Source organism: Halorubrum sp. Atlit-28R (genome assembly GCF_003665955.1).
Classification (GTDB): domain Archaea; phylum Halobacteriota; class Halobacteria; order Halobacteriales; family Haloferacaceae; genus Halorubrum; species Halorubrum tropicale.
In genome coordinates this window covers 13,637-33,033 of the sequence record NZ_QPLS01000010.1, presented here as the reverse complement: position 1 = coordinate 33,033, position 19,397 = coordinate 13,637, and the positions used below count along the sequence as shown (strand labels likewise).

Sequence of the window (19,397 nt, the reverse complement as noted above, 5' to 3'; positions counted from 1 at the left end):
ATAGATGATACGTATTGGTCAGTTTTGCCTACCATCTACCGTCCGGTCAGGTCCTATTCTTCCTTTCTGGATGTCTGGAATGATTCTTTGAGCGAATTTCGAAGAATGCTGTTATCTAACTCATCTTCTTCAATACCAGTACTAGTTGCTCGAAACGCGATTCCCTCATCATTCAGAAAAGCAACTATGACCGGGTATAGTTCCTGTGTATCCCTTTCTAGGTCCTGAATCTCATCCAACTCCTCTATCATATCATACGATACCTCACCGCTGTCGACTTTTTCTGGGTCTAGGCCGATCCACGTGGCTATCGCTTGGTTGTCCTCGTTAGTATAGTGGCGTATAAGTTGATAGAAGTCAAATGGATCTTCCGGACGTATGCCACGCTGAACGATGGATTCTGTCTCTTCGTATCCTCGTTCGCGTATCTTCTTGTCGAGATCTGCGAATTTTGTGGTATCGTAGACACTTTCCAAGAGCATATCGCGTTTCTGCCCAACCACCTGATGCCTCGAATTCTCACGACTGTTTTCGTCATTCTTTTCCATTATTGTATTGTTATTCTAGTATACGAATCGTATTTAGTTATTCACCAGTACAAATTGTACAGGGTTGAGCAATTCCGGGACCCAGTGAATTAAGGCATGTGGTACATGCTCCTGTATCGTTTCCTGTAGCTATATCTGCCAGACAAGTAGAACATGCTGTTGCAGGGATACCATTAACGATAATAGTGGTCTGAAGACATGAATAATCTGTGCCTGGGCAGCCAGGTATATCTGGAAGATCAACACTAGGCGACACTTCTACATCGTTTTCTGTATCCTCAGACAAATCATCCGGAACAGTTATAGTATGTATATTTGTCTCTGATTGTACTAGACCTCTGGTATCAAACTCGTCCCAATCAGTCCACAGAATACTTGCTGTTTTTGACTTTTGTTCATATTTTACACATATTGTGTTAAAATCCTCCGATTCTGAAATACTTTCATATGATTTAACAGAGGTTCGATCAAAACCACGATCAATCAAATGACGATGTATTTTTTGGAAATCTGGGTTACTAGAAACTTTTTCAAATATTATTTTGTCTTCTTCTTTAGATTCGACTACTCTTTGGACATTCAATGAATCAGAGTTTTCGGAGGTAGCTGCTGCGGGCTCAGTCAAACCGGGCGTTCCAACAACCCCAATGCCGAGAGTAGCAAGAACTGTTTTTATAGTGGAGCGTCTATTTACTTTTGACTCGGTATTATTACGTATTTCTGTGAGTGATGACCAGGCTTCATTACAGCCACCACCATCATTCATCTGTTCATTCAGATCGTCTTCGTACTGATCGATGTCAAGGCCTTCTTCGTCGATGTCGTGGTCTTCTTGGTTATCGTCTGGCATGTGGGTACACCACATTTACCATAGAGTCAGCATTTGTATTTATTTCATCGATTGACAAAATTTTCAGGGAATTAGAGCCACCCCCATTAGCTGCTACCCTACCTCAGTCTATACCCACCTACCCCACGATGTGGCTCTATTTCCACACTGCGAGTCTTCCCTCACGTAATGATATAATTAGGATAGTGTGACAGCATAAAAAATTAAGACCATCCAATAGATCGTATTTTACATGACCCTCCATTGTGGTGACGCCCATGACACTCTACTCGACAAGCGGAGCTCGTACCTCCGTGCTCTTATCGACCAGCCCCGTCCAAAGTGTGATCTTGAAGACGAGTTGGATGGTTCTCGATCTACGCTCGACCGCGCGCTCCGCGAACTCGCTGACGCTAACCTCGCGACGTACGAAGATGGAGTGTGGAAGCCTACGCATCTCGGACGATGTAGTTTCGAGGCACGAGAAGCGTATCTCGACCAGATAGACAGCCTCGCCGAGGCAGCACCATTGCTCACCGAACTACCTTCTGGAAGTCCAGTCGGTTGCGAATTTATTATCGGAGCAGATGTCTACGAGACCGACCCGTCGATGCCAGATGCAGTCATGCAAACACTGCTTGACAGCGTTGAAGGCGGGCATGTGATACTCATGGCGACACCTGTCATCGTTACTGGCTTCTCCGATGAATTCTACGGACGTGTGAGCAGTGATGAAGATTACTCACTTGAAGTACTCATCCCACCTGACGTGTTCGAGCGCAGCCGTACTACGTTTCCAACTCCTACAGATGAAATACCGAACGACGAGAACGTACGTCTTCACACTGCGCCGATCCCATTCAATTTTGGACTCTGGGTCGTCGATTCGACTGAGGCAGGTATTATCATCTTCACGGACCGGGGTCTGCGTGGGATTCTGTTGAATGACACCACAGATGCACTTGATTGGGCGGTAGAACAGTATGAGCGCTTAAAACAGGACGCAGAACCAGTCTTCCTCTGAGGTCGCGGCTAAATAAGCGAGAGATCAGCTATCAAGTATCTATTCAGGATATGTTCTCTCGAATAGAAGGCACGCATCAAACACATCCTCCGAGATTGTGGAGTTGCGAATGCCGGTCAAAACGTTCACGGGATCGACTCTATTCGTACCAGTACCCGATAGAAATAGCCGCGATTACGCTCTAATAGCTATCATAGAGACAGAATTATTATACTAAACAAACTTATCGGTCGAAATCTACCTCAGCAAAGAGTGATGCCTCTCGCGAAGGGCTAGCCCAGACCGAGTTCTAAATGAGTGTGATCAGCTCTTTGTCCAGCCAATCAAGAAACCGGCTGAGCGTTATCCGTGGCTTCTTCCGGGTTTTAATGACTCCAATGCGCTCCTGTGTGAGGAAATCGACTAACAACCACATATTGTAGACTACACACCCGAAGGCGAAATGGAACCACCGCACTCCGAACTCCTTCGAGGTAGTCCACGCTGCTGCGTTCTTGATCGACGAGTACGAGTTCTCGATCGCTCCGCGGTCACTGTACTGTTCAATCTGCTTTTTCGCCCAGCGCCGATCGAGTGCGACCTCGTCACTCACATCGAGACTGGTGATAAACGGCTGTGGCGATCCCTCTTCATGGACATCATCATCTTCCGCTGGGGGTAACACGGCAACGGTCGTATGTACCGTGTGGTTTGAGACGCCACCCTTCACTACACCGTGCATGACGAAATCCTCCTCGACATACAGCGGGGTGTCGTTCGGTTCGTGATACCCCTGCTTCACTTGGTCAAACCGGTCACACATCGGTCCAATTCGATGCTGATCTTTCTGAGCAGGGATCACGTAGTCCAATCCCTTGTCGGTAAGCGTCTGAATGACGTCCACAGCGTGGAATTCCCGATCGGCATACACCATCCTGATGTCGACATAGTCTTCGGCGATCGAGAGAAGTCGCCGTGCAACATCCCCGATATAGTAGGAATTACCCTTGCCGGGATAGGCGTCTGTCGCGGCGTAGTCTGTACTCCCAAGCGGACACACCCCGACGACATAGTGAGTGTTCTCGCCGACGATCACGACCGTCGCAAACTTGTGACACCAGGTGTATCCCTTTCCCTCTGGCGCGCCCTGGACCCATTTCATCTCGTCGCGATCGCCATAGTAGGCAACATACGTGATGTCCAGCGCGACTTTCGCCCGAGTTCCAAACCGTGAGCCGTTATCGTGTTCGAGTTCCCTGAGCCGGGGCTTTGCGCGCGTGTAGGTCTTTCGCAAGGCGAAATTCAGCACGGTCGCAATCTCATCGACGGACATCTGTTTGAGGGCTTCCAACAGCGTCTCTCCAGATGGGCCGTCCTCGTAGAACGGGTCATCAACAGCGGGATCTGGATTTTTCATGTCACCCAGCTTCTGCCCTGAACCGTGCGCCGCCTGCTGCTTGATCGACGCGATTGCTTCTAAGACGAGTAATTCATCGTCGTCGTAGATCGCATCATCTGATCGGGAGAGTGAGATTGAGGGGATGGCTACTGATTTCAGCTCATTAAGCACCTCTTGTCCCTTCTTTCGCAGCAAGCGTTGGACGGTTCGATTTGATAGCGACTGTTTGTCTTCGTCGTCCGCTGTTTTGAGAAGATCATTCCCGATTGGTGCGCCTCGTTCAGCAGCAAGTGTTCGAATCTCTTTCACTCCCCGTTCCACGGGTGACTGAAGTTCTTCGAATCGTCCTCCATCTAATCGCGTTGGCTTGAACGTGCTTTCTGAGGGAAGATCGTCGAGGTCAAAACCCATAGCAGTGGCCAACTCTGGATTTGCTTCAAGTTGGTCCGGGATCGTCGTCAAGGAGACATCTTCGGCTTTCGCCCACACGTATGCGAGAAACATTTGTGGAAACGGTGTGGCAGTGTGCCAATCTGGATATCTGTCTCGTCGTTCAAATCGGTCGGTGTCAAACTCATCAACGAAATCTATCCATTCTGTCTCTTCGTCGATGATCTCATCTGCTTGCTTTCCAAGGCCTGTGACCGGGGAGGAGGGGGTATCTGGGAGAGTCATAGTAAAATATTATTTTGTTGAATAGTAGCTCAGAATCTGAGTAAAGTGTATGGGTGTCGTTTCCGGAAACAAATACACGTATGACGCGAGGTCTGGCTGCCAAATAAGTAGAATTCGCTGAGTAGACTCCACCTCTGATACCGCTCGGCTGGTGAGCCAATTCTAAACCAGATATCACTCAGATTCTGAGCAGAATCAAAATCTTAGTTGATGTCCCTCTACGACCTACCTGATGACTAATCAAATCGCGGAATTTTTTAAGAGAGATGGCGCAATTGGGTTGATTCTCGCAATTGGTCCTGAGAACGCCCGATTCAAAAAAATAGTATCTCAAGTAGCAGTAAGCCATGATACGGTGTCTAACCGGGTCGAAGAGGCTCGCAATATGGGATTGATCAAGGCAGAAGCTGTTTCAGATATAGGAACGAGCTTCACTAACAAACTCACACCAGCTGGAGAGATCTGTTACTGGGGAATGGTAGAATTAGGACTAGATGACGCATATTCAGAATATGTTAACGCGATTAAGAACTACAACGATTTGTCAGACAAATACGCTCAACAGGTCGGTGACGAAACAGAGTGGTTAGATTGGGTACTTGAGAGTGATGTTCGCGTGGATAGCTTACTAACGAAGTTCGAGGCGCGAGGAGAAGATATGATACCCCCCTTTTCATCCTATCCAGAACCGGTTAAAGAAGCCCTCCAGCAGCAGTCAGTTGAGCCACTCAAAAATATCGATCACAAGGATGTCTGGTTATGGCGTATTATACACTACCCTCCAGAACCCGACCACGAAGATCATCCGACACTACCGTATAACAACGATACATAGATTTCTGGCTTTGTTGACTCGATGGAACGCTGCTATTCCTAGAGAACGTGAAACAATAGTACCTCAAACGATGATTCTTGGTGACTCGCAGTAGCAGAATTAATACGGTATTACTGCAACCTCGGACGAGCTGTTGATCGAGAGAACTACTCTACTCACCGATACGTCACTGTACCGGTCGCGTGCTTCACGCGTTCGACCGACTGCTCTTCAACGAAGCATTCTAACAGATTCCGCACCGTCCCGCACATTCTTAGCGTGCTTATAAACCTACAAATGAAACTGGGAAATTCCCGTGCTGGTGACTCCAAATTCGGTGCGAAAACTGACCGAGATCTGATTAATAACTAAAAATTAGTATCTTAGATGATAGAAAGTGCGAAAATCCGCAAAAACCGATAAAGCAGCCGCTATTGAGTTGATGAACTCTGAGTGGAAAAAGTGTTACCCGACTTCCCGTAGGAAGTCACCCAATGCTCGAACAAACGTCTTCGCCGTGATCTCTGGTGGCGACCGGATCGGCTCGTCGAGCGCGACCTTGATCAGATAGTCTGTGAGTCGCCACAGATTGTAAATCAGCGTCGACAGCGCAAAGTTACACAACCGAAGTCGGTAGTCCGTCGACGAGGTCTTCGGCATGAAACTCTTGATCGACTTGTACTGGTTCTCGATATCCCAGCGCTGACTGTATCCGTTCACGATACTCCTAATCTCCGCTGGTTCAACGCGGTCTTCATTCGTCACGAATACCGCGTACTTCCCGTCAGCATCGTCACTCGTGCTCGGCGCGTACAGGTACTCACCCTCGTGATGTACCTCGCCGTCGGTTCTAAACGGAACGCCGTGCTTGACAGCTGCGTCTGCAGTCGGATGCTCCTGTATATTCTGAATCGCCGCCAAGTCATCCTCGTACGTCGGCACTGGAGAGAGATACGTAAGCCCGCGTTCGTGAACATCTGCGTACACGCGATTGGCGTAGAATCCACGATCGAACATTACCGTGTCCAAATCGACGAACTGCTCTGCGCGGTCAAGTAACCGACTCACCAGGTCAGCCTTCGAATACGATGGCGAGTCGTCGGGCTCCCACGCAGAGTTCTCTTTAACCGGTTCAATGCCGAGGACAATCGGTGCGTGATCCCCGACTAAGGTGATTGTCGCGTACTTGTAGCCGCGTTTGTACTCGCCGTCCTTCTTGTACCCGCTCACCATCTTCGGGTAGTCCGGCTTCGCGATACCCGCTTCTTTGTCCTCCCACGGCCAGACGTGGAACTGCTCGTGCGTGATGTCGATCGCTGCAACGGTCTCCCGAGAGTCAAACGGATCGTCTCCGCGAATCGAGTTGACGACGTTCTCTGTGGCAGCATTGAATGCTGTCATAACGGAATCTCGAATTCGATCGATTCCGGGCATCGAATCATCATCCTCGAAATCCGCGAACGTGAGCTGGTCGTCCGAGTCTTCGGGTGTCGCGATCTTCTTAATTGCCCGTAAGAAGGTCGAGTCGTCGCAGATAAGGTCGTCGTCGGTGAGCCAGCCGTACTCGGCTTCTGAATGAGCACTGCCGTTGTTCGCACAGATGCTCGCGAACATGTCCAGCATTACCTCGTCGGAGTATTTTTTGTGGGCCGCTCGACGGGTGTCGAACTCCGGAAGGACGTGTTTTCGAGCGAGTGTCAGGGTCTTCTGGGCCTTCTCCTTCTTGTACTCGTTCGCACTTTGTGACTCCTCCTCAGTGTCTGGGACTGATGGAACGAGGCCTTCCGTGAGGACATCGTTGTCGAGAGCAACTTCCCGGATACCAGCAACCGTCCGATTCAGGCTTTTTTGAGTGTCCTCGCTGAACTGCGCGTGCGCGTACGAAAGCTCTTGTTGAGTGGGCGTATTCGAGAGATCGGTAATATCGAGGTGGAAGCTCTTGACCAAGCTTGGCTCCCGGCCAAGTCGCTGCGCTAATTCGTTCTGTGAGACACCTCGAATCCCCTTGAACAAGAGCGTACGGAACATCTCGTCAGTCCCGAAGTCAACGCGATTCTGATCGCGGGCATCCTCGAGATTGGCGACGGGAATTGAGAGTTTCCGGATGACGTCCCAGAGATGGTCTTCCCGCTCACAGAGCGTCTCCGCGTGAACAATGATTGACTCAGCGACAGCCGACGGGTCAGTCGACATTGAGCCACCTCCGGGACAACCTGCTCTGTTTCTGGGCTGCGGTCGGCCAGATACTGGAGTGATAGGGTGTAGAAGCGTCTGCTGTGAAGGAGCGAATATCAGTATAGAATAGAGTGAAAACTTGATTGTGCATTAATTCCGAGTGTCTGCTCTTGGCTTGTAGTGGGAGACATATGAAGAGGTATGCGTGCTGTACTTGGAGAATTGATTGTGGCTACAATTCGATGTGAGTCAAGAATCAGTATGAATAGAATATCGCTTGGATTTATAGTAGTGGGCCAAGAACAGGGAGACATAATGGGCTTGGACGAACTCGAATCGTTTCTTCGCAAGAAGGGAGCGGCGGAATTTATCACGGAGATCGGGACGGGAACAGCGACGTTCAACGCACTCGTCGACGCGGTTTCGGTAAGTGGATCGACAGTGTCCTCGCGGCTCTCGGAAGGTGTTGAGCGCGACGTGTTCACGGTGAGTCACAGGCCGACCGAGCATGGGACAGAGAAGCGGTATGAGCTCACGATCCTCGGGCGTCGCGTGTATGATTGGGCAGTACAGACGGAGTTCGAGCGGAAGGCCCGAGAGCTCCGACGGATTCGGCAGGAACGTGAGACGGCGTTCGAACAGCTGGTTGGGAAAATCAATCGGGATCTGGAGATTCGCAAAATGGTAGTCGACGTAGATCCAATGGTGGATGAGGACGTAGAGCTGCCTGAGGGTACGTCTGTCGTGCAGAAAGAGCCGTCAGAGGAAGCACTCCGTGAAGCTCATTTCGAACGGATGGAAGAATCCCTCGAGCCCATTACAGACGACCAATCCGAAGAGAATAGTGAATGAAAACAAACTCCTGAACGCTAAGTACAGACGGCCTTCCTATTGTTCGATAAAGGACGAGACTTCGCCGACAACCCCCGTTCGCTGATTCCGATGGGCGAGCGCGACAGCATCTGACTCCTTGACTTCAACTATGCGTACAATCTCTTCTGCGCGTACTCCGACGCCGACGAATTCCCGGTCGTCTCCTTCGAGAACCACCTTGACGGGCGCATCGAAGCGGACGAACGCTATGCGGAGTAACACCTAACTCCCCGCCCGAAAGACCTCCGCGTATGAACCGCGAACGCACCGTCCGTGCCCTCCCACGCGTTCTCGCCGCCATCGCCCTGCTCGTCCCGTTCGCCGCTGTTCTCTCCAGCATCGAACCTCCACCCGCGACTGCCATCCTTCTCAGCCCCCTCGTTCTCGTCGCCGCCGTCCTCGTGCGCGCCGGTGTCACCCGCGACCCCGTCGACATCATCCTCGCCACCGTCACCGCGCCCTGTATCCTCGCCGTCGCCTACGCCTTCTACGAACACCTCGCCCTCACCCCCGGCGTCGTCTGGGGACCGCTCTTCGTCGCCCTCGGCACAGCTCTCCTGGCCCTCGCCGTCCTTTCTGACGCCGCCATCGAACGACTCACTGGCACACAGACGGCTTAACCGCAGGCAACACAGTTTCTTTAGAATAATGAGCGGAACGGCTGGTCGATACGCACTATTCAGCGACCGACTGTTTCATACTGCGTCATATAGAGGGGTTCAACAGAGGAACTTTGGTGAGATCCGGAGTGCTTGATCGATGTCTATTAACACTCTCTCGTTACAGCCCAACCTTTCGGAGCGGATACCACAATATAAACGGGAGTGACACGCCGACAATGAGGATTAAGAGAAACACTACCGAGTCAGAGAGTCCAAGAGCATCTTGACCGAGTGTCACAACTATCGCATTCACAGCAAGAATAGTGAGTCCGATCAGGCCGTATCCTACGATACGGTTGTCGAAATCACCACTTGACTCGCGATACTCTCTTTTGTAGTCTTCGACTAATTGTCCAATCATTAGATTGAGTTTTTTTACAAAATATTATAAGTTTTCTGGCGCCGCTCTACGAGCTGATCGTTACAACCTCTTCATATCCGACCGGTGGTGGGAACGCATCTTCAAGATGGAGAAGCGGCGGGTCCGAACCGTAGGTGAGCATGTCTGTATCTTCATCCATCCAGATGCCACTCGCCAGCGGCTGGATCGCAGCTTCACAGATCCCAAAGGCACATTTGTCGATATCACGGTAAGCCGATCTAATATTCGTCATGTCTTTGAACTCATCAATTGCGAACCCCACGAGTCCTCCAAGGACTGAACCGAGTGCGGCACCCGGAATAGAAGCAGCCAGTCCTCCGAGAATAGCTCCCAGAGCGGACGTAATAACCTCAGTTGTTAGGTCACCGAGAAACTTCTCGTAATCAATCGAAGCGCCAAGTTGGCGGTGGGAGTTTTGTTCAGTATAGATAAAAGGCGAGACTGTAGTAAGGGGTAGTTACTCCTCGTTAAAAGCCGAGTAATTCGTTATTTTCCGAATAAACAGAATGAATACTAGAACAGTCAACATCAACATGAGGTGACGCAATCATGACAAAACCACGCCGAAGACGGTTGTTACAGTTGGTTGGTTCAGGTGTACTGGCTGGCGTAGTACCTGGAGTTGGAACTGCAAAACAGGCCACATATCCTGAGGTGAGTGATCTCGGGATGTATGAGGATCACCCAGTCGAAGTCTTTGCTGCCGGCGCGCAGCCCCATCCGAATCAGAATCGGATTGCAGTCGTAACTGCTGCGTTTGGTGATGGAATCCAGTTATATATCGCTGATGGAGCCGAAACGGTTAATGACGTTCCGGAATCCGTTTACAGGATTACCGATGACGCTAATGGTGGAGTTTTCGAGCCACGCTGGAAAGAAGGCAACCGTATTGAATATGTAAAAGATTTCGTACGGTATAAGTTGAAGATACCTCCGTCGTATAAAAAACTCGACCACAAAACCGTCACTGAAAACGTGCTCGAAGAGAACGGGGGTGATTCGACATGAGCTCGCTACCTTTCCCCATCCCAGGCAGCTTACCGTTCGACCTTTGTGCGCCGACACCAGAAGGAACAAAACTTTGCGTCCAGACAGGTAGTATCGAAGGAAACATCGGTGAACCGCGTGATTGTCAGAACGGGTCAACGCCGCCGCTCGTATCAGTTGATGTAACGTACCAAGAAGAAACAATCGAGGTACTTGACGACGGAGAGGTCCTCATTGAGAATAGTGTCTGGATCGGCGTTGAAGAAGATCTCGACGCAGTATGGGTCGGTGAGGAGACGGCTGAGGGTTGCGCACGGTTTGGCCTCCCAGACGTGGATCCGACTGCCGCAGTCGACACTGTTATTAACACAGTGGATGATGTCGCTAAAGATGTGGTCAGAGATCTAGGTCAAGATCCTAACAGAGGGACTGGGCAGGTTCTCTACGCCTTCTTGCTCGTCATCATTGCCCTTATCATCGTCTTCGACGGTTTCCCATTCCCGGCCTAATCACATCAACTATATCACTTCGACCTCAATTTATAGCGTGTCAATATGATCAAAACGCCACATCCATTGAAACTCGGGGGGCTTACCATCGTAGCAGTCATCTTAGTGGTTTTGTTACTTGGTACGGAGTCGTGGCCGATGCGGGTGGCGCTACTAGCACTCGGTGCCGTCGGTGCTTTGACTGCGGTTGATCTACCGTTCCCACAGTATCATTTACTTGGGGCTCTATCAGTCACGGTGTTTGGAACGGCAGCAGCCAGTTATGCGACCGGCGGATTCAGGCGTAGTGTCGTTTCGTTTAGCATTATGGGGACTGTCGTTGCGACTGCTTATCTTTTTGTTTACTGGAAACAGACCCATGCCGGATGATCGTCAAGCCCGGATATCTCGGTGGTGGTACAGTGTCGCTGTCCCAGTAGTGGCCTTGGGCCTGACGTGGATGGCGTGGGCGACGCTACACCTAGTGAGCGAGGTCCGTGGCACACCATCTGCGCTGGTCCCGGCAAATCAGCTACTCACAGGTCCGTTTCTTGCCTCGTTGGTTGTAACAGTCGCATTCATAACCGCAGTGGTACTGTTGATTCCGTTGTTCTCGGTGAGCCTTTGGCTTGATATCAGGGCAGTTCGACGGAGTGATTGTAGCTGGTCTCCTAATCGTATTGTTTACGGTGGCGTTGCGCTCTTACATCTGGTTTCGATTGGCGTCCCAACGGCCCAGTTGCTGACGGTACCCGCAGGTATTTGGTACATATACACACGCTACAGGCGCATCGGCCTTCGTTGAAATAAATACAAACGCTCTTTTGTAGGAGATTGTTGATGCTGGCAAGCTGTCGCCGTCGAGTCGAAGAGGACAAGGACACCGCGTTAGCGGTGTCCGACACGAATGATTCCGCTCAATGCGTTAGGGTTGGAATGGCTGTGTTGAATCGCTGTAAGGCGGAGAGATTCACTGTTTGACGAAGCGTTTGATGTTATAGACGACACACATCAGCGCGATTTTGCGGAACTCACGGAACCATGACCGCGCTCGCACGGCGAAGCCGAGCGAGCGCTTCACAGCCGAGTTCACGGTTTCCGTCATAGAGCGCTGATTGTAGCGGTTATCGTCGATTCTGGCGTTGTGCGCGTGGTCGTACGGCGCGAAGATGCGGTGCTTGATCAGCGGTCTGATCCCGAGCTCGCGTAATCCTTCACGAAGCGATTGCTTGTCATAGCCTTTATCCGCGGCGAGAGACCGCAGATCGCCCGCATTCCGGCGGGCGATCTGCTCAGCAAGGTCTACGTCGCTTTCTTCCCGATTCGTTGAGCAGTGAACGTCAAGGACGGCTTGAGACGCTGTATCGACGAGTTTTGTGACTTTTAGCTTCTGAACGCGGTAGCTGATTCGCTGGCAGTAGTGGCGGCTGGCTGGTGAGCGGTCGTAGAACGTGGCGTCAATCGCGGCGTGTTCAGAGAGTTCGTGCAGCTGCGCCGACTGGCGCAGCAGCACTCGACAGACGCTCATGCTGATCCGGTCGAACGCCTTACACAACGTGGACGGTGCGGAGATATCGGCCGCGTTGAGGCCGATCTCCCCAATTATTTGTGGCATCTCTTTGAGCAGGTCGATAGTCATGCGGTACGATGAATCGAGGTAAATACCCAGACAGTGAAGGGAAACGAGTGCATAGTCGGCAAATCCGCCGCCACCGTCCGGGGCGGCGGATTCGCCTCCATCGCCAGTAACTCTTTGAGCAACCGGCACAACCTCCCCGATGAAGCGGGAGATTTGTGTCATAGGCAACCGAATCTTCCCGCTTCAACTCCTTTGATTTAGTGGCCTACCCCGCTGCTGTATGGTGATTCAACACAGCCGCTCAAAGTGGCTGTTATCAAGAATGGTATGATCTGCCCCACCATATCTTACGTACTTATTAGTTATGAGTAAGTATTAAGTTAAGTAATTCCTAACTATAAATGAAATTATGTCGGGTCCCGCTACCGATGAACTCGCATCTGTCCTCCTCAAGCGTTATGAGTGTCTCAACGCGCTTGTCAACCAACCCCAAGCCAAGCCCGAACTCGTTGATACACTTAACATGCCTCGTTCAACCCTTGATGATGTCGTTCGTGAACTTGAACAGGCTGACCCTGTTGAGTACGGAGATGGAGACTGGTATCTAACACAGTCAGGCCGGTTAGCCTGCTGCGCACACCGCGACTACCTCAACCGACTCAATAGCCTCAGAGATGTTTCATCAATGCTTGATTCCGTTGGCACTGGTGAGGAGGTCAGTTGGGCGTTCATCGACGGTGCGGATACCTACGAAAATCATTCAAATGTTCAGAACGCCGTGATGACTAAACTCCTAGACTTTGCCGAAGTAGCTACTGAAATTCGTGTTGTAACACCGAATATCGTTGCTGGGTATGCTGACAAGTTCTACCAAAGCGGGATTTCAGGACAAGATACCACGTTTGAGATGATCATTCCTCCAGAGATCCATAGCTGGTTCCAATCAACACATCCGTCAGTCGCGAAAAATATACTGGACGATCCGGATATGAATATCTTACAGGCTTCTATTCAATTCTCGTTCGGGCTTTCAATTTTCGACCACAACCACGCAGGAATCACTATCTTCACTGAACATGGGATAGCTGGTCTGCTAGTCAACGATACCGACGACGCACTCGCTTGGGCTGAGGAACAGTACAAGCGTGTGAAACAGGATGCAGAGCCTCTCTTTCTTCGCGGAGCGTCTACAACAACCAATTAAAAAGTTCAACGAGTCAGTTTTAATCCGAGTATTGCTGGAAGTATACTCTTACGTTTGAGGGTTGATGGCGTCGGAAGTCTGGCACAGGGTAGCGACATACATGAGTTAGTTTAGATAATTTGGCCGCCGAGATCGTCTTTTCCCGGTTAATCGGCATATAAATGTCAACTAAACATTGGTTTGTAGGCCTGTACCTTCTGAACTTGTGGTCCCGCGCGACGGGTCGTAGTCGTCCTCGAACTCCACAACGAGATCGGCGACGACCTAGCAGCGGTTGACGACTATCCCATCGAGGACTTCATCTGGTTCGGGTAGGTCTCGGGGGCGCAGCACGTTCGATAATTGCTGTCTCGGCCATCTTATCGTTGTCCATGCGGCGAAGAACCACAGTTCTTGATCATGTGGGTAGAATGTGATGGCAGAAGGTATTCAGCAACTTCACCTGACGGAGTACCCGACGAGACACGCGTTCAGGCTCGTGAACGATGGCCACACAAATCTGTGTATCGTCGGGAATAAATCGAGGACGACAAACTGGCCGAACTCGAAGACGAAGCCCGCGAGGCGTTGATAGACCTCTTCGACGCGATGGCCGAGCAGCGGGGACTCAACGAGCAGCAATTCGAGGACGTCTACTTGAACCAAGGCTTGGAGGTGTGTTTCCCTGTTTCTCGATGGAACCGAGGTACAGACGCTCACGGCGACTATGGACTGTGTAGGCCGCGATGAACAGCAGATAGACGGGGAAATTGATATTAATATTGGATTCGGCGGAAATGACACGGTGAAATGATGATTCCCAGTGCTGAATTAGTATCTCTCATCGACCGGGTGCTTCAGATGAGAATCTATCCGAAAAAGAGGATTTCAAAGCCTGTGGCCTAATGGGCTCTATTTTCTGAATGAGAGCTATTTGTCATCTTAGTAACGACAAGTTTGAACAGGAATACGACGGTAACGGCAAAAGCGATATGAACTGTAATAGTCACGATACCCCCACCAAGCATTATTGGCAGATTGTATAAAATGAACTCTAGTGGTGAAAGCAGATTGCCAAATACGAGGTTGATGTTCTGGTTGCTAGTTTGAGTGAAGATGGGACTGTACCATGGGTACAGCCAAGCTAATGCCCAAACTGCTGCCACCTCTTTGTTGAAGACGTACTTTTTTAAAGATTTTTTATCTACCATTTGTCTGTATTTTTTCTCCGTGATATAAATACTTTTGGCTGATTAGGATTCAGATCTCGTCGATAGACAACGAATCTATTTGTACCTGATTGAGGGCTGCGTAGTAGTCGGAGAACACATCGTACCCAATTCCTTGAATTTCGGTATTGAGTCGAAGCCCGACAAGATAATCAGTTTGACCACTCAAAGCGAATCCAGCAGATCGGCTGACGGAACCCTCATTTCCTCCCCTATCAACAATCTCAGTCCGGCGGTTGCCTTCTAGTTCCTCTACAAAGAGCGTAATTGTCGCACTTCCGTTACTACTAACGTTCCCATTCCGCTGGTAGTCACAGGTGACCTCGAAATCCCCAGAACTATCTGGATAGTAGAAGCCGGCACGTTCCACCCAAGCCACTGCATTCCCATATCCTGCCGAGATACAACTGGCTTCCATTATATTCCCAGTCAAGAAGCGCGTTTGCGTGAGACCGGTTCCAGAAGCGTTCTCGTCTGTAATCGTAGGGCTTAGATCTGTACTCTGAGGAATTGGGATGTCACTACGAGTGGATTGTCCCTTCGTATCTGCCTCTCGCTCGGCTCGCTTGATTGCCTCAGCAATTTTTTCGGTGTTGTCAATCAAGTACTTAGTGAATTCAGAGTATGCCTCCTCCTTTTCATCGCTGCTGACCCCTTCGACTCGGCCCTCATTCTCAAGCTCAACAAATTTGTCTGTGAGTATTTTGGCTTCTTCGGCACCGTAGTGCTCTTTGTTGGTCTCGTAGATCTCTTGCTGCTGTTCGGTGTACTCAGATGGACCTCCAGCTGAGACAGAACCCGTTACAACCGGAACACCAGCTGTAGACAAGCCGATAGCACTAGCTCCCATAGAGAACGCACGGCGGTTGATGTTTGTTTTCGATTCATTTTCGCCGTCTCCTGTGTTTGGATTTGACATCCATTACAATCTGGTCTGCGTAAATATTTTACATTAATGTAGTTACAAATATTCAAAGGCTGAAGAAACGTACAATCCTTGATCAATATTAGTCACGCTCGGTGTACTGTAGATCGGTTCGCGGATTGCCTACGGTGGTACACTAACCGGGTGCTGTTTGAGTCAGACTGAGACCTCACGAGGAGACTGATCCGGTCAGTCAAGGTCTGGCCACTCCCAATACAGGTGTCTATGTCGTATTCGAAACTCTCATCGACCGGGTGTCCAGGGGAAGGATATATCTGAAGAAGAGGCTCGCGGCGCCCTAGCCAGTATAAGATGATCCCTCTTGCGCCCACCATTTTATTTCTAAAATCTTATTGATATTCTGGCATTGGGTACTCTTGGCTTACTCGGCGCTGTAACCTGTTTCAGTTTGATCGTAGAGTCTGCCGTACACCCTTCGACCTGTTTCCCAGTCATAGTAGGTAGGAAGAGACGGGTACGGTGAGCAAGAGTTGTTGAGAACTATTTTGATCAGCCGTCTAGTCTCTGTGCTTTTGAATGGCTATTCAGAGGTTCTCGGCCCCGATTTTCGTATTTTGCCCACTTATTAGTAGTTCTTCTCGTGAATATCAAATCATTATTTGATAGATCCATAACATTAATTTTGGTTAGTACACTAAGCTGATTTATGGTGTCCTCCACTAGTGAAATTATTGAGGTGGTCCTCAAACGGCGAGTCGTCCTCAAATATATCTGTCAATGTAAGCCAGATAAACGCACACTCGTTGAGAATCTCTCCCAATCACGTCCCACGATTGACCGGTCAGTTCGAGAATTAGAAGACCTTGATCTTGTGGAACGTGTGAACGGAGTCTGTAAGCCAACCTACGCTGGCCAGACTGCATATGAACTCTGTGAAGAGTTCAGAAGTTCATTTCAGATGTTACAAGAACTAAGTACTGAACTGTCACCTCTCCCGCTTGAGGCAGGTCTCGACAAGTCAATTTTTCTCGACGGATCTGTATTTCAACCTCCCGACTACGCTCCATACGAGAAGATACAGCTGCTAGACAACGATCTCAGAAACGGAGAGAAAATTATAGCAGCCACAGAAATACTGATCCCTCACATCGACGAGGTTCTAAAACAGGGCACAAACGGGGAAGTCGATATCACCCTGTTCGTGAGCAATGACGTTTTGGAGGTTCTTCTCGACAATCAGCCCGGTAGTATCATCCCCCATATCGAATCTGGTGACACTGTCTACAGGGGAATCGAGGTTTCACGCTACAGTCTCTTCTTGATTGACGCCGAAATTCTGTATATAGGTATCTATTCAGACACGAACCATCTTTCAACTGTTATTCGAAACACAAACAAGCAGGCAATTCAATGGGCGAAAAGATCTGTCTCCGAACTTGAGGAAGAAGGTACACTCCTCACAGGATAAGAGTTTATTTATTTTAAAATATTCTCAAGTAGAATTCAATTATGCTACTGTAGGTTTTGACATGCCCTTTCAGTCCTTCTGTTAGATCCTAGTTGTGAATAAAAGAAGTCGTGAACGTTTCGTGTCGTTCGTAACTTAACGGTCCCCACCTCAAACACAGTTTCGGAGGATAGGCCAGTTTTGGATCGAATCGCCATCAAGTCGTGGTGATTCTCAGCAGTCGGAGATCGATTTTGAATCCTTGCTCTCGGACTACCGGACGAGCGTACGAAATTGCGCGGATTTTGGCGCTGCTGAATACGGTTGTCACTCTTGAGCGGCGAACCCAGCGAGAGCTCAGCCGATTAGTCGTGCGGGATCAACGCCGAGGCAACGAGCTCAACACACTCACCCGCAGTCAACACGGGTGCGTAGTCCATCTCTCCGTCGACACCTGCTTTCAGCAGGAAATCGGTGAGCCGCCAGATATTGTACAAGAGGACCGCGAACACGAAGTAGAACAGACGAACACGGTAGTCTTTCGAGGAGATCTTCGCGAGAAAGTCGCCCTTGATCGATTTGTACTCGCTCTCGATTTGCCACCGGCGACTATACCGTTTACAGAACGCTTTTGCCTCCTCGGGACCGACTCGGAGATTCGTCGCGAAGACGGCCGTTCCCTCTCCACTCGTCGACGGCACGTACAGGAGCCGCATTGGATGCGATCCAGATTCCACATGGACAGAAGCCGACTCAACAGCCACCTCTTGGTCGTCTTCCTCCATTTGTTCAAGTACATCCCGTTCGGAGGTGGAGACTCGCTTGGGTATGAGGTAGTTCACATTGAGGTTTGAGAGTGTCTGGAACACTTGTATCGAGTCGAACTCCCGATCACACAGCACTGTCTCGATTGGAACGTGCTCTTTCGCTCGTCGAACGAGCCGTCGCACAGTACGATGGATCTGATTCGACGGGTTCTCATCCCACTCAGAGCTCTCTTGAACCGGTTCAACAGCTAAGATCAGCGGGATGTTCTGCCCGATAATCGAAAGCGTCGCAAATTTGAACGCTCGACCGTCTCTATCCTTGGTTCCACTGACCATCGGCATCTCTTCGACATCCCCGTAGTAGGGAATGGTCGTGATATCGATTGCCGCAGTAACCGGCCTTCGAAAGGATGTCTCCGAGGCGATCACGGAGAGCAAGCGGTCTGTACTCTCATTGAAGCCGTTCACGAGCTCTTCGGGATCGAACTGCTTGACAGCGCGGAGGTGCGTGTCGCCGTGAGGACCGTACTCTTCACCACGCCGGTACTGGAAGCGAGTCGCTCCCTGCGCAGTTCCACAGTGGACCATCCCCATGAACGTCTGTAACTCGAAAAATTGCGTGTCCTCGTACGAGGCGTTCGACGCCCGATCAGAGTCGAAGTGTCCAAAGGCGTGATCACGCGCGAGGCGCGTCGTCTGAATGATCTCGTTCTGTGAGAAAGAGTCGTCCTCTGTTGCGTCTGCGGCTTTCTCAGTATCCTCGACGATCTCTGCTTTTGGCCGAACCTCGGGCGCTGAGATGTTGCGATCGTGGACCTCTTTGACAACAAAGCCGGCGGCAGCATGGACGTATTCGTGGGTCGCGTCGTCGAACCGGTTCCGCCATGCCCGGGAGAACGCCGATTCGTCGGGCACTCGGCTGAAACCGAGGATAGTCGCCACTTCCGGTTGCCAGGTGAGTCGTCGAGTGAAGTCAGCGTACGAATCCCCAGTAATCTCCATGAACACGAATGAGAGAATCATCGCGCGAAAGGAGAGTGCGGGGTGCCATGCTGGATACCCGTCTTCGATCGCGTCTATCGCGTGATCTAGGTTCTCAAATGCGGTTACAAGATCGGATTCCTTGAGATTGTTTCGGACATAAATTCCTAGTTGATACGCTTCACACAGCAAGCGTAGTCGGTGATTCTCACTATGATCTGAATCATCAGATCTGTTCATACCATAAATAAAAGCAATAGCAAGGTTAATTCTTCAAACACAGGTATCGGAGTACATGTAGACGTGATGAGCTAATTTGTTCTCGTTATTAGAGTATTACAAAGAACTGTTCTAGAATTAGTACATATAGCTTTGTATCCACTAGTAATTATCAAAGAATCAATAAGCTTTGTGAAGCTACACGAGTCGTTGCCCATAGACAGTTTATCTGAATACTAACCGTATTAAATAACAGCGAACAATAGTAGTG

The 19,397-nt window shown here is 50.0% G+C and carries 18 protein-coding genes and 1 pseudogene; 9 read left to right on the top strand and 10 right to left on the bottom strand.

Features of this window, described 5'->3' with window-relative positions; all coding sequences use genetic code 11:
• Positions 1-53 precede the first annotated feature (53 nt).
• Together DVK06_RS18405 and DVK06_RS18400 are read right to left on the bottom strand one after the other, a co-directional pair.
• Positions 54-548 (bottom strand): hypothetical protein, encoded by a 495-nt coding sequence (locus tag DVK06_RS18405; protein ID WP_147438099.1) that lies wholly within the window; start codon positions 546-548, stop codon positions 54-56.
• A gap of 37 nt (positions 549-585) precedes the next feature.
• The gene (locus DVK06_RS18400) at positions 586-1,398 is read right to left on the bottom strand and encodes a hypothetical protein (RefSeq protein ID WP_147438098.1); all 813 of its coding nucleotides are present in this window, start codon (positions 1,396-1,398) and stop codon (positions 586-588) included.
• Between the two features lie 232 nt (positions 1,399-1,630).
• Here DVK06_RS18400 and DVK06_RS13940 point away from each other — a divergent pair, with 232 nt between their 5' ends.
• On the top strand, positions 1,631-2,401 hold the full coding sequence (locus tag DVK06_RS13940; protein ID WP_121600715.1) for a winged helix-turn-helix domain-containing protein: 771 nt from the start codon (positions 1,631-1,633) through the stop codon (positions 2,399-2,401).
• A 289-nt stretch (positions 2,402-2,690) separates the two neighbouring features.
• Here the strand turns inward: DVK06_RS13940 and DVK06_RS13935 are convergent, their stop codons facing one another.
• Complete coding sequence (locus DVK06_RS13935) at positions 2,691-4,454, bottom strand: transposase (protein WP_121600714.1); 1,764 nt, start codon at positions 4,452-4,454, stop codon at positions 2,691-2,693.
• Positions 4,455-4,686: 232 nt separating this feature from the next.
• On the opposite strand from DVK06_RS13935, the gene DVK06_RS18395 reads away from it, so the two are divergent.
• A complete protein-coding gene (locus tag DVK06_RS18395; RefSeq protein WP_147438097.1) occupies positions 4,687-5,289 on the top strand; it encodes a hypothetical protein in 603 nt (200 codons plus the stop codon).
• Between the two features lie 444 nt (positions 5,290-5,733).
• Here DVK06_RS18395 and DVK06_RS13930 read toward each other — a convergent pair whose 3' ends face one another.
• The gene (locus DVK06_RS13930) at positions 5,734-7,461 is read right to left on the bottom strand and encodes a transposase (protein ID WP_121600713.1); all 1,728 of its coding nucleotides are present in this window, start codon (positions 7,459-7,461) and stop codon (positions 5,734-5,736) included.
• 297 nt (positions 7,462-7,758) lie between these two features.
• Here DVK06_RS13930 and DVK06_RS13925 point away from each other — a divergent pair, with 297 nt between their 5' ends.
• The 3 genes and pseudogenes from DVK06_RS13925 (at position 7,759) to DVK06_RS13915 (ending at position 8,936) form a co-directional block, all read left to right on the top strand.
• Positions 7,759-8,295 (top strand): hypothetical protein, encoded by a 537-nt coding sequence (locus tag DVK06_RS13925; protein WP_121600712.1) that lies wholly within the window; start codon positions 7,759-7,761, stop codon positions 8,293-8,295.
• Positions 8,296-8,463: 168 nt separating this feature from the next.
• Positions 8,464-8,535 (top strand): annotated as a pseudogene (locus tag DVK06_RS19805) (hypothetical protein); the annotation flags it as partial.
• A gap of 32 nt (positions 8,536-8,567) precedes the next feature.
• Positions 8,568-8,936 (top strand): hypothetical protein, encoded by a 369-nt coding sequence (locus tag DVK06_RS13915; protein ID WP_121600711.1) that lies wholly within the window; start codon positions 8,568-8,570, stop codon positions 8,934-8,936.
• A gap of 449 nt (positions 8,937-9,385) precedes the next feature.
• Here the strand turns inward: DVK06_RS13915 and DVK06_RS18390 are convergent, their stop codons facing one another.
• On the bottom strand, positions 9,386-9,622 hold the full coding sequence (locus DVK06_RS18390) for a hypothetical protein (RefSeq protein ID WP_147438096.1): 237 nt from the start codon (positions 9,620-9,622) through the stop codon (positions 9,386-9,388).
• Between the two features lie 287 nt (positions 9,623-9,909).
• Here DVK06_RS18390 and DVK06_RS13910 point away from each other — a divergent pair, with 287 nt between their 5' ends.
• Positions 9,910-10,368 carry a hypothetical protein gene (locus DVK06_RS13910; protein ID WP_233561736.1) on the top strand — a complete coding sequence of 153 codons (459 nt, stop codon included), beginning with the start codon at positions 9,910-9,912 and terminating at the stop codon, positions 10,366-10,368.
• Positions 10,365-10,856 (top strand): hypothetical protein, encoded by a 492-nt coding sequence (locus DVK06_RS13905; protein ID WP_121600710.1) that lies wholly within the window; start codon positions 10,365-10,367, stop codon positions 10,854-10,856. The genes DVK06_RS13910 and DVK06_RS13905 overlap by 4 nt, the downstream gene beginning before the upstream one ends.
• 949 nt (positions 10,857-11,805) lie before the next feature.
• Here DVK06_RS13905 and DVK06_RS13890 read toward each other — a convergent pair.
• Positions 11,806-12,636 carry an IS5 family transposase gene (locus DVK06_RS13890; RefSeq protein ID WP_121600707.1) on the bottom strand — a complete coding sequence of 277 codons (831 nt, stop codon included), beginning with the start codon at positions 12,634-12,636 and terminating at the stop codon, positions 11,806-11,808.
• A gap of 187 nt (positions 12,637-12,823) precedes the next feature.
• On the opposite strand from DVK06_RS13890, the gene DVK06_RS13885 reads away from it, so the two are divergent.
• Positions 12,824-13,618: a winged helix-turn-helix domain-containing protein gene (locus DVK06_RS13885; RefSeq protein WP_121600706.1), complete on the top strand. Its 795-nt coding sequence runs from the start codon at positions 12,824-12,826 to the stop codon at positions 13,616-13,618.
• Between the two features lie 438 nt (positions 13,619-14,056).
• Here DVK06_RS13885 and DVK06_RS13880 read toward each other — a convergent pair whose 3' ends face one another.
• From DVK06_RS13880 to DVK06_RS18380, 3 genes are all read right to left on the bottom strand, one after another.
• Positions 14,057-14,317, bottom strand: a complete 261-nt coding sequence (locus tag DVK06_RS13880) for a hypothetical protein (protein WP_121600705.1) — start codon at positions 14,315-14,317, stop codon at positions 14,057-14,059.
• A gap of 182 nt (positions 14,318-14,499) precedes the next feature.
• Positions 14,500-14,808: a hypothetical protein gene (locus DVK06_RS18385; RefSeq protein ID WP_147438095.1), complete on the bottom strand. Its 309-nt coding sequence runs from the start codon at positions 14,806-14,808 to the stop codon at positions 14,500-14,502.
• A 49-nt stretch (positions 14,809-14,857) separates the two neighbouring features.
• A complete protein-coding gene (locus tag DVK06_RS18380; protein WP_147438094.1) occupies positions 14,858-15,745 on the bottom strand; it encodes a DUF4200 domain-containing protein in 888 nt (295 codons plus the stop codon).
• A 673-nt stretch (positions 15,746-16,418) separates the two neighbouring features.
• Between DVK06_RS18380 and DVK06_RS18375 the strand changes: the two genes are divergently transcribed.
• Complete coding sequence (locus DVK06_RS18375) at positions 16,419-17,180, top strand: hypothetical protein (RefSeq protein WP_147438093.1); 762 nt, start codon at positions 16,419-16,421, stop codon at positions 17,178-17,180.
• 344 nt (positions 17,181-17,524) lie between these two features.
• Here DVK06_RS18375 and DVK06_RS13875 read toward each other — a convergent pair whose 3' ends face one another.
• A complete protein-coding gene (locus DVK06_RS13875; RefSeq protein ID WP_121600704.1) occupies positions 17,525-19,147 on the bottom strand; it encodes a transposase in 1,623 nt (540 codons plus the stop codon).
• Positions 19,148-19,397: the final 250 nt, after the last annotated feature.

Excerpts from the sequence above, each read along its gene's own strand:
- DVK06_RS13890 (WP_121600707.1), bottom strand. The coding sequence starts at position 12,636 with ATGACACAAATCTCCCGCTTCATCGGGGAGGTTGTGCCGGTTGCTCAA.
- DVK06_RS13915 (WP_121600711.1), top strand. The coding sequence starts at position 8,568 with ATGAACCGCGAACGCACCGTCCGTGCCCTCCCACGCGTTCTCGCCGCC.
- DVK06_RS13875 (WP_121600704.1), bottom strand. The coding sequence starts at position 19,147 with ATGAACAGATCTGATGATTCAGATCATAGTGAGAATCACCGACTACGC.
- DVK06_RS18385 (WP_147438095.1), bottom strand. The coding sequence starts at position 14,808 with ATGGTAGATAAAAAATCTTTAAAAAAGTACGTCTTCAACAAAGAGGTG.
- DVK06_RS13905 (WP_121600710.1), top strand. The coding sequence starts at position 10,365 with ATGAGCTCGCTACCTTTCCCCATCCCAGGCAGCTTACCGTTCGACCTT.
- DVK06_RS13930 (WP_121600713.1), bottom strand. The coding sequence starts at position 7,461 with ATGTCGACTGACCCGTCGGCTGTCGCTGAGTCAATCATTGTTCACGCG.
- DVK06_RS13910 (WP_233561736.1), top strand. The coding sequence starts at position 9,910 with ATGACAAAACCACGCCGAAGACGGTTGTTACAGTTGGTTGGTTCAGGT.
- DVK06_RS18405 (WP_147438099.1), bottom strand. The coding sequence starts at position 548 with ATGGAAAAGAATGACGAAAACAGTCGTGAGAATTCGAGGCATCAGGTG.
- DVK06_RS13885 (WP_121600706.1), top strand. The coding sequence starts at position 12,824 with ATGTCGGGTCCCGCTACCGATGAACTCGCATCTGTCCTCCTCAAGCGT.
- DVK06_RS13935 (WP_121600714.1), bottom strand. The coding sequence starts at position 4,454 with ATGACTCTCCCAGATACCCCCTCCTCCCCGGTCACAGGCCTTGGAAAG.
- DVK06_RS18375 (WP_147438093.1), top strand. The coding sequence starts at position 16,419 with ATGGTGTCCTCCACTAGTGAAATTATTGAGGTGGTCCTCAAACGGCGA.
- DVK06_RS13940 (WP_121600715.1), top strand. The coding sequence starts at position 1,631 with ATGACCCTCCATTGTGGTGACGCCCATGACACTCTACTCGACAAGCGG.
- DVK06_RS13925 (WP_121600712.1), top strand. The coding sequence starts at position 7,759 with ATGGGCTTGGACGAACTCGAATCGTTTCTTCGCAAGAAGGGAGCGGCG.
- DVK06_RS18400 (WP_147438098.1), bottom strand. The coding sequence starts at position 1,398 with ATGCCAGACGATAACCAAGAAGACCACGACATCGACGAAGAAGGCCTT.
- DVK06_RS18380 (WP_147438094.1), bottom strand. The coding sequence starts at position 15,745 with ATGTCAAATCCAAACACAGGAGACGGCGAAAATGAATCGAAAACAAAC.
- DVK06_RS18395 (WP_147438097.1), top strand. The coding sequence starts at position 4,687 with ATGACTAATCAAATCGCGGAATTTTTTAAGAGAGATGGCGCAATTGGG.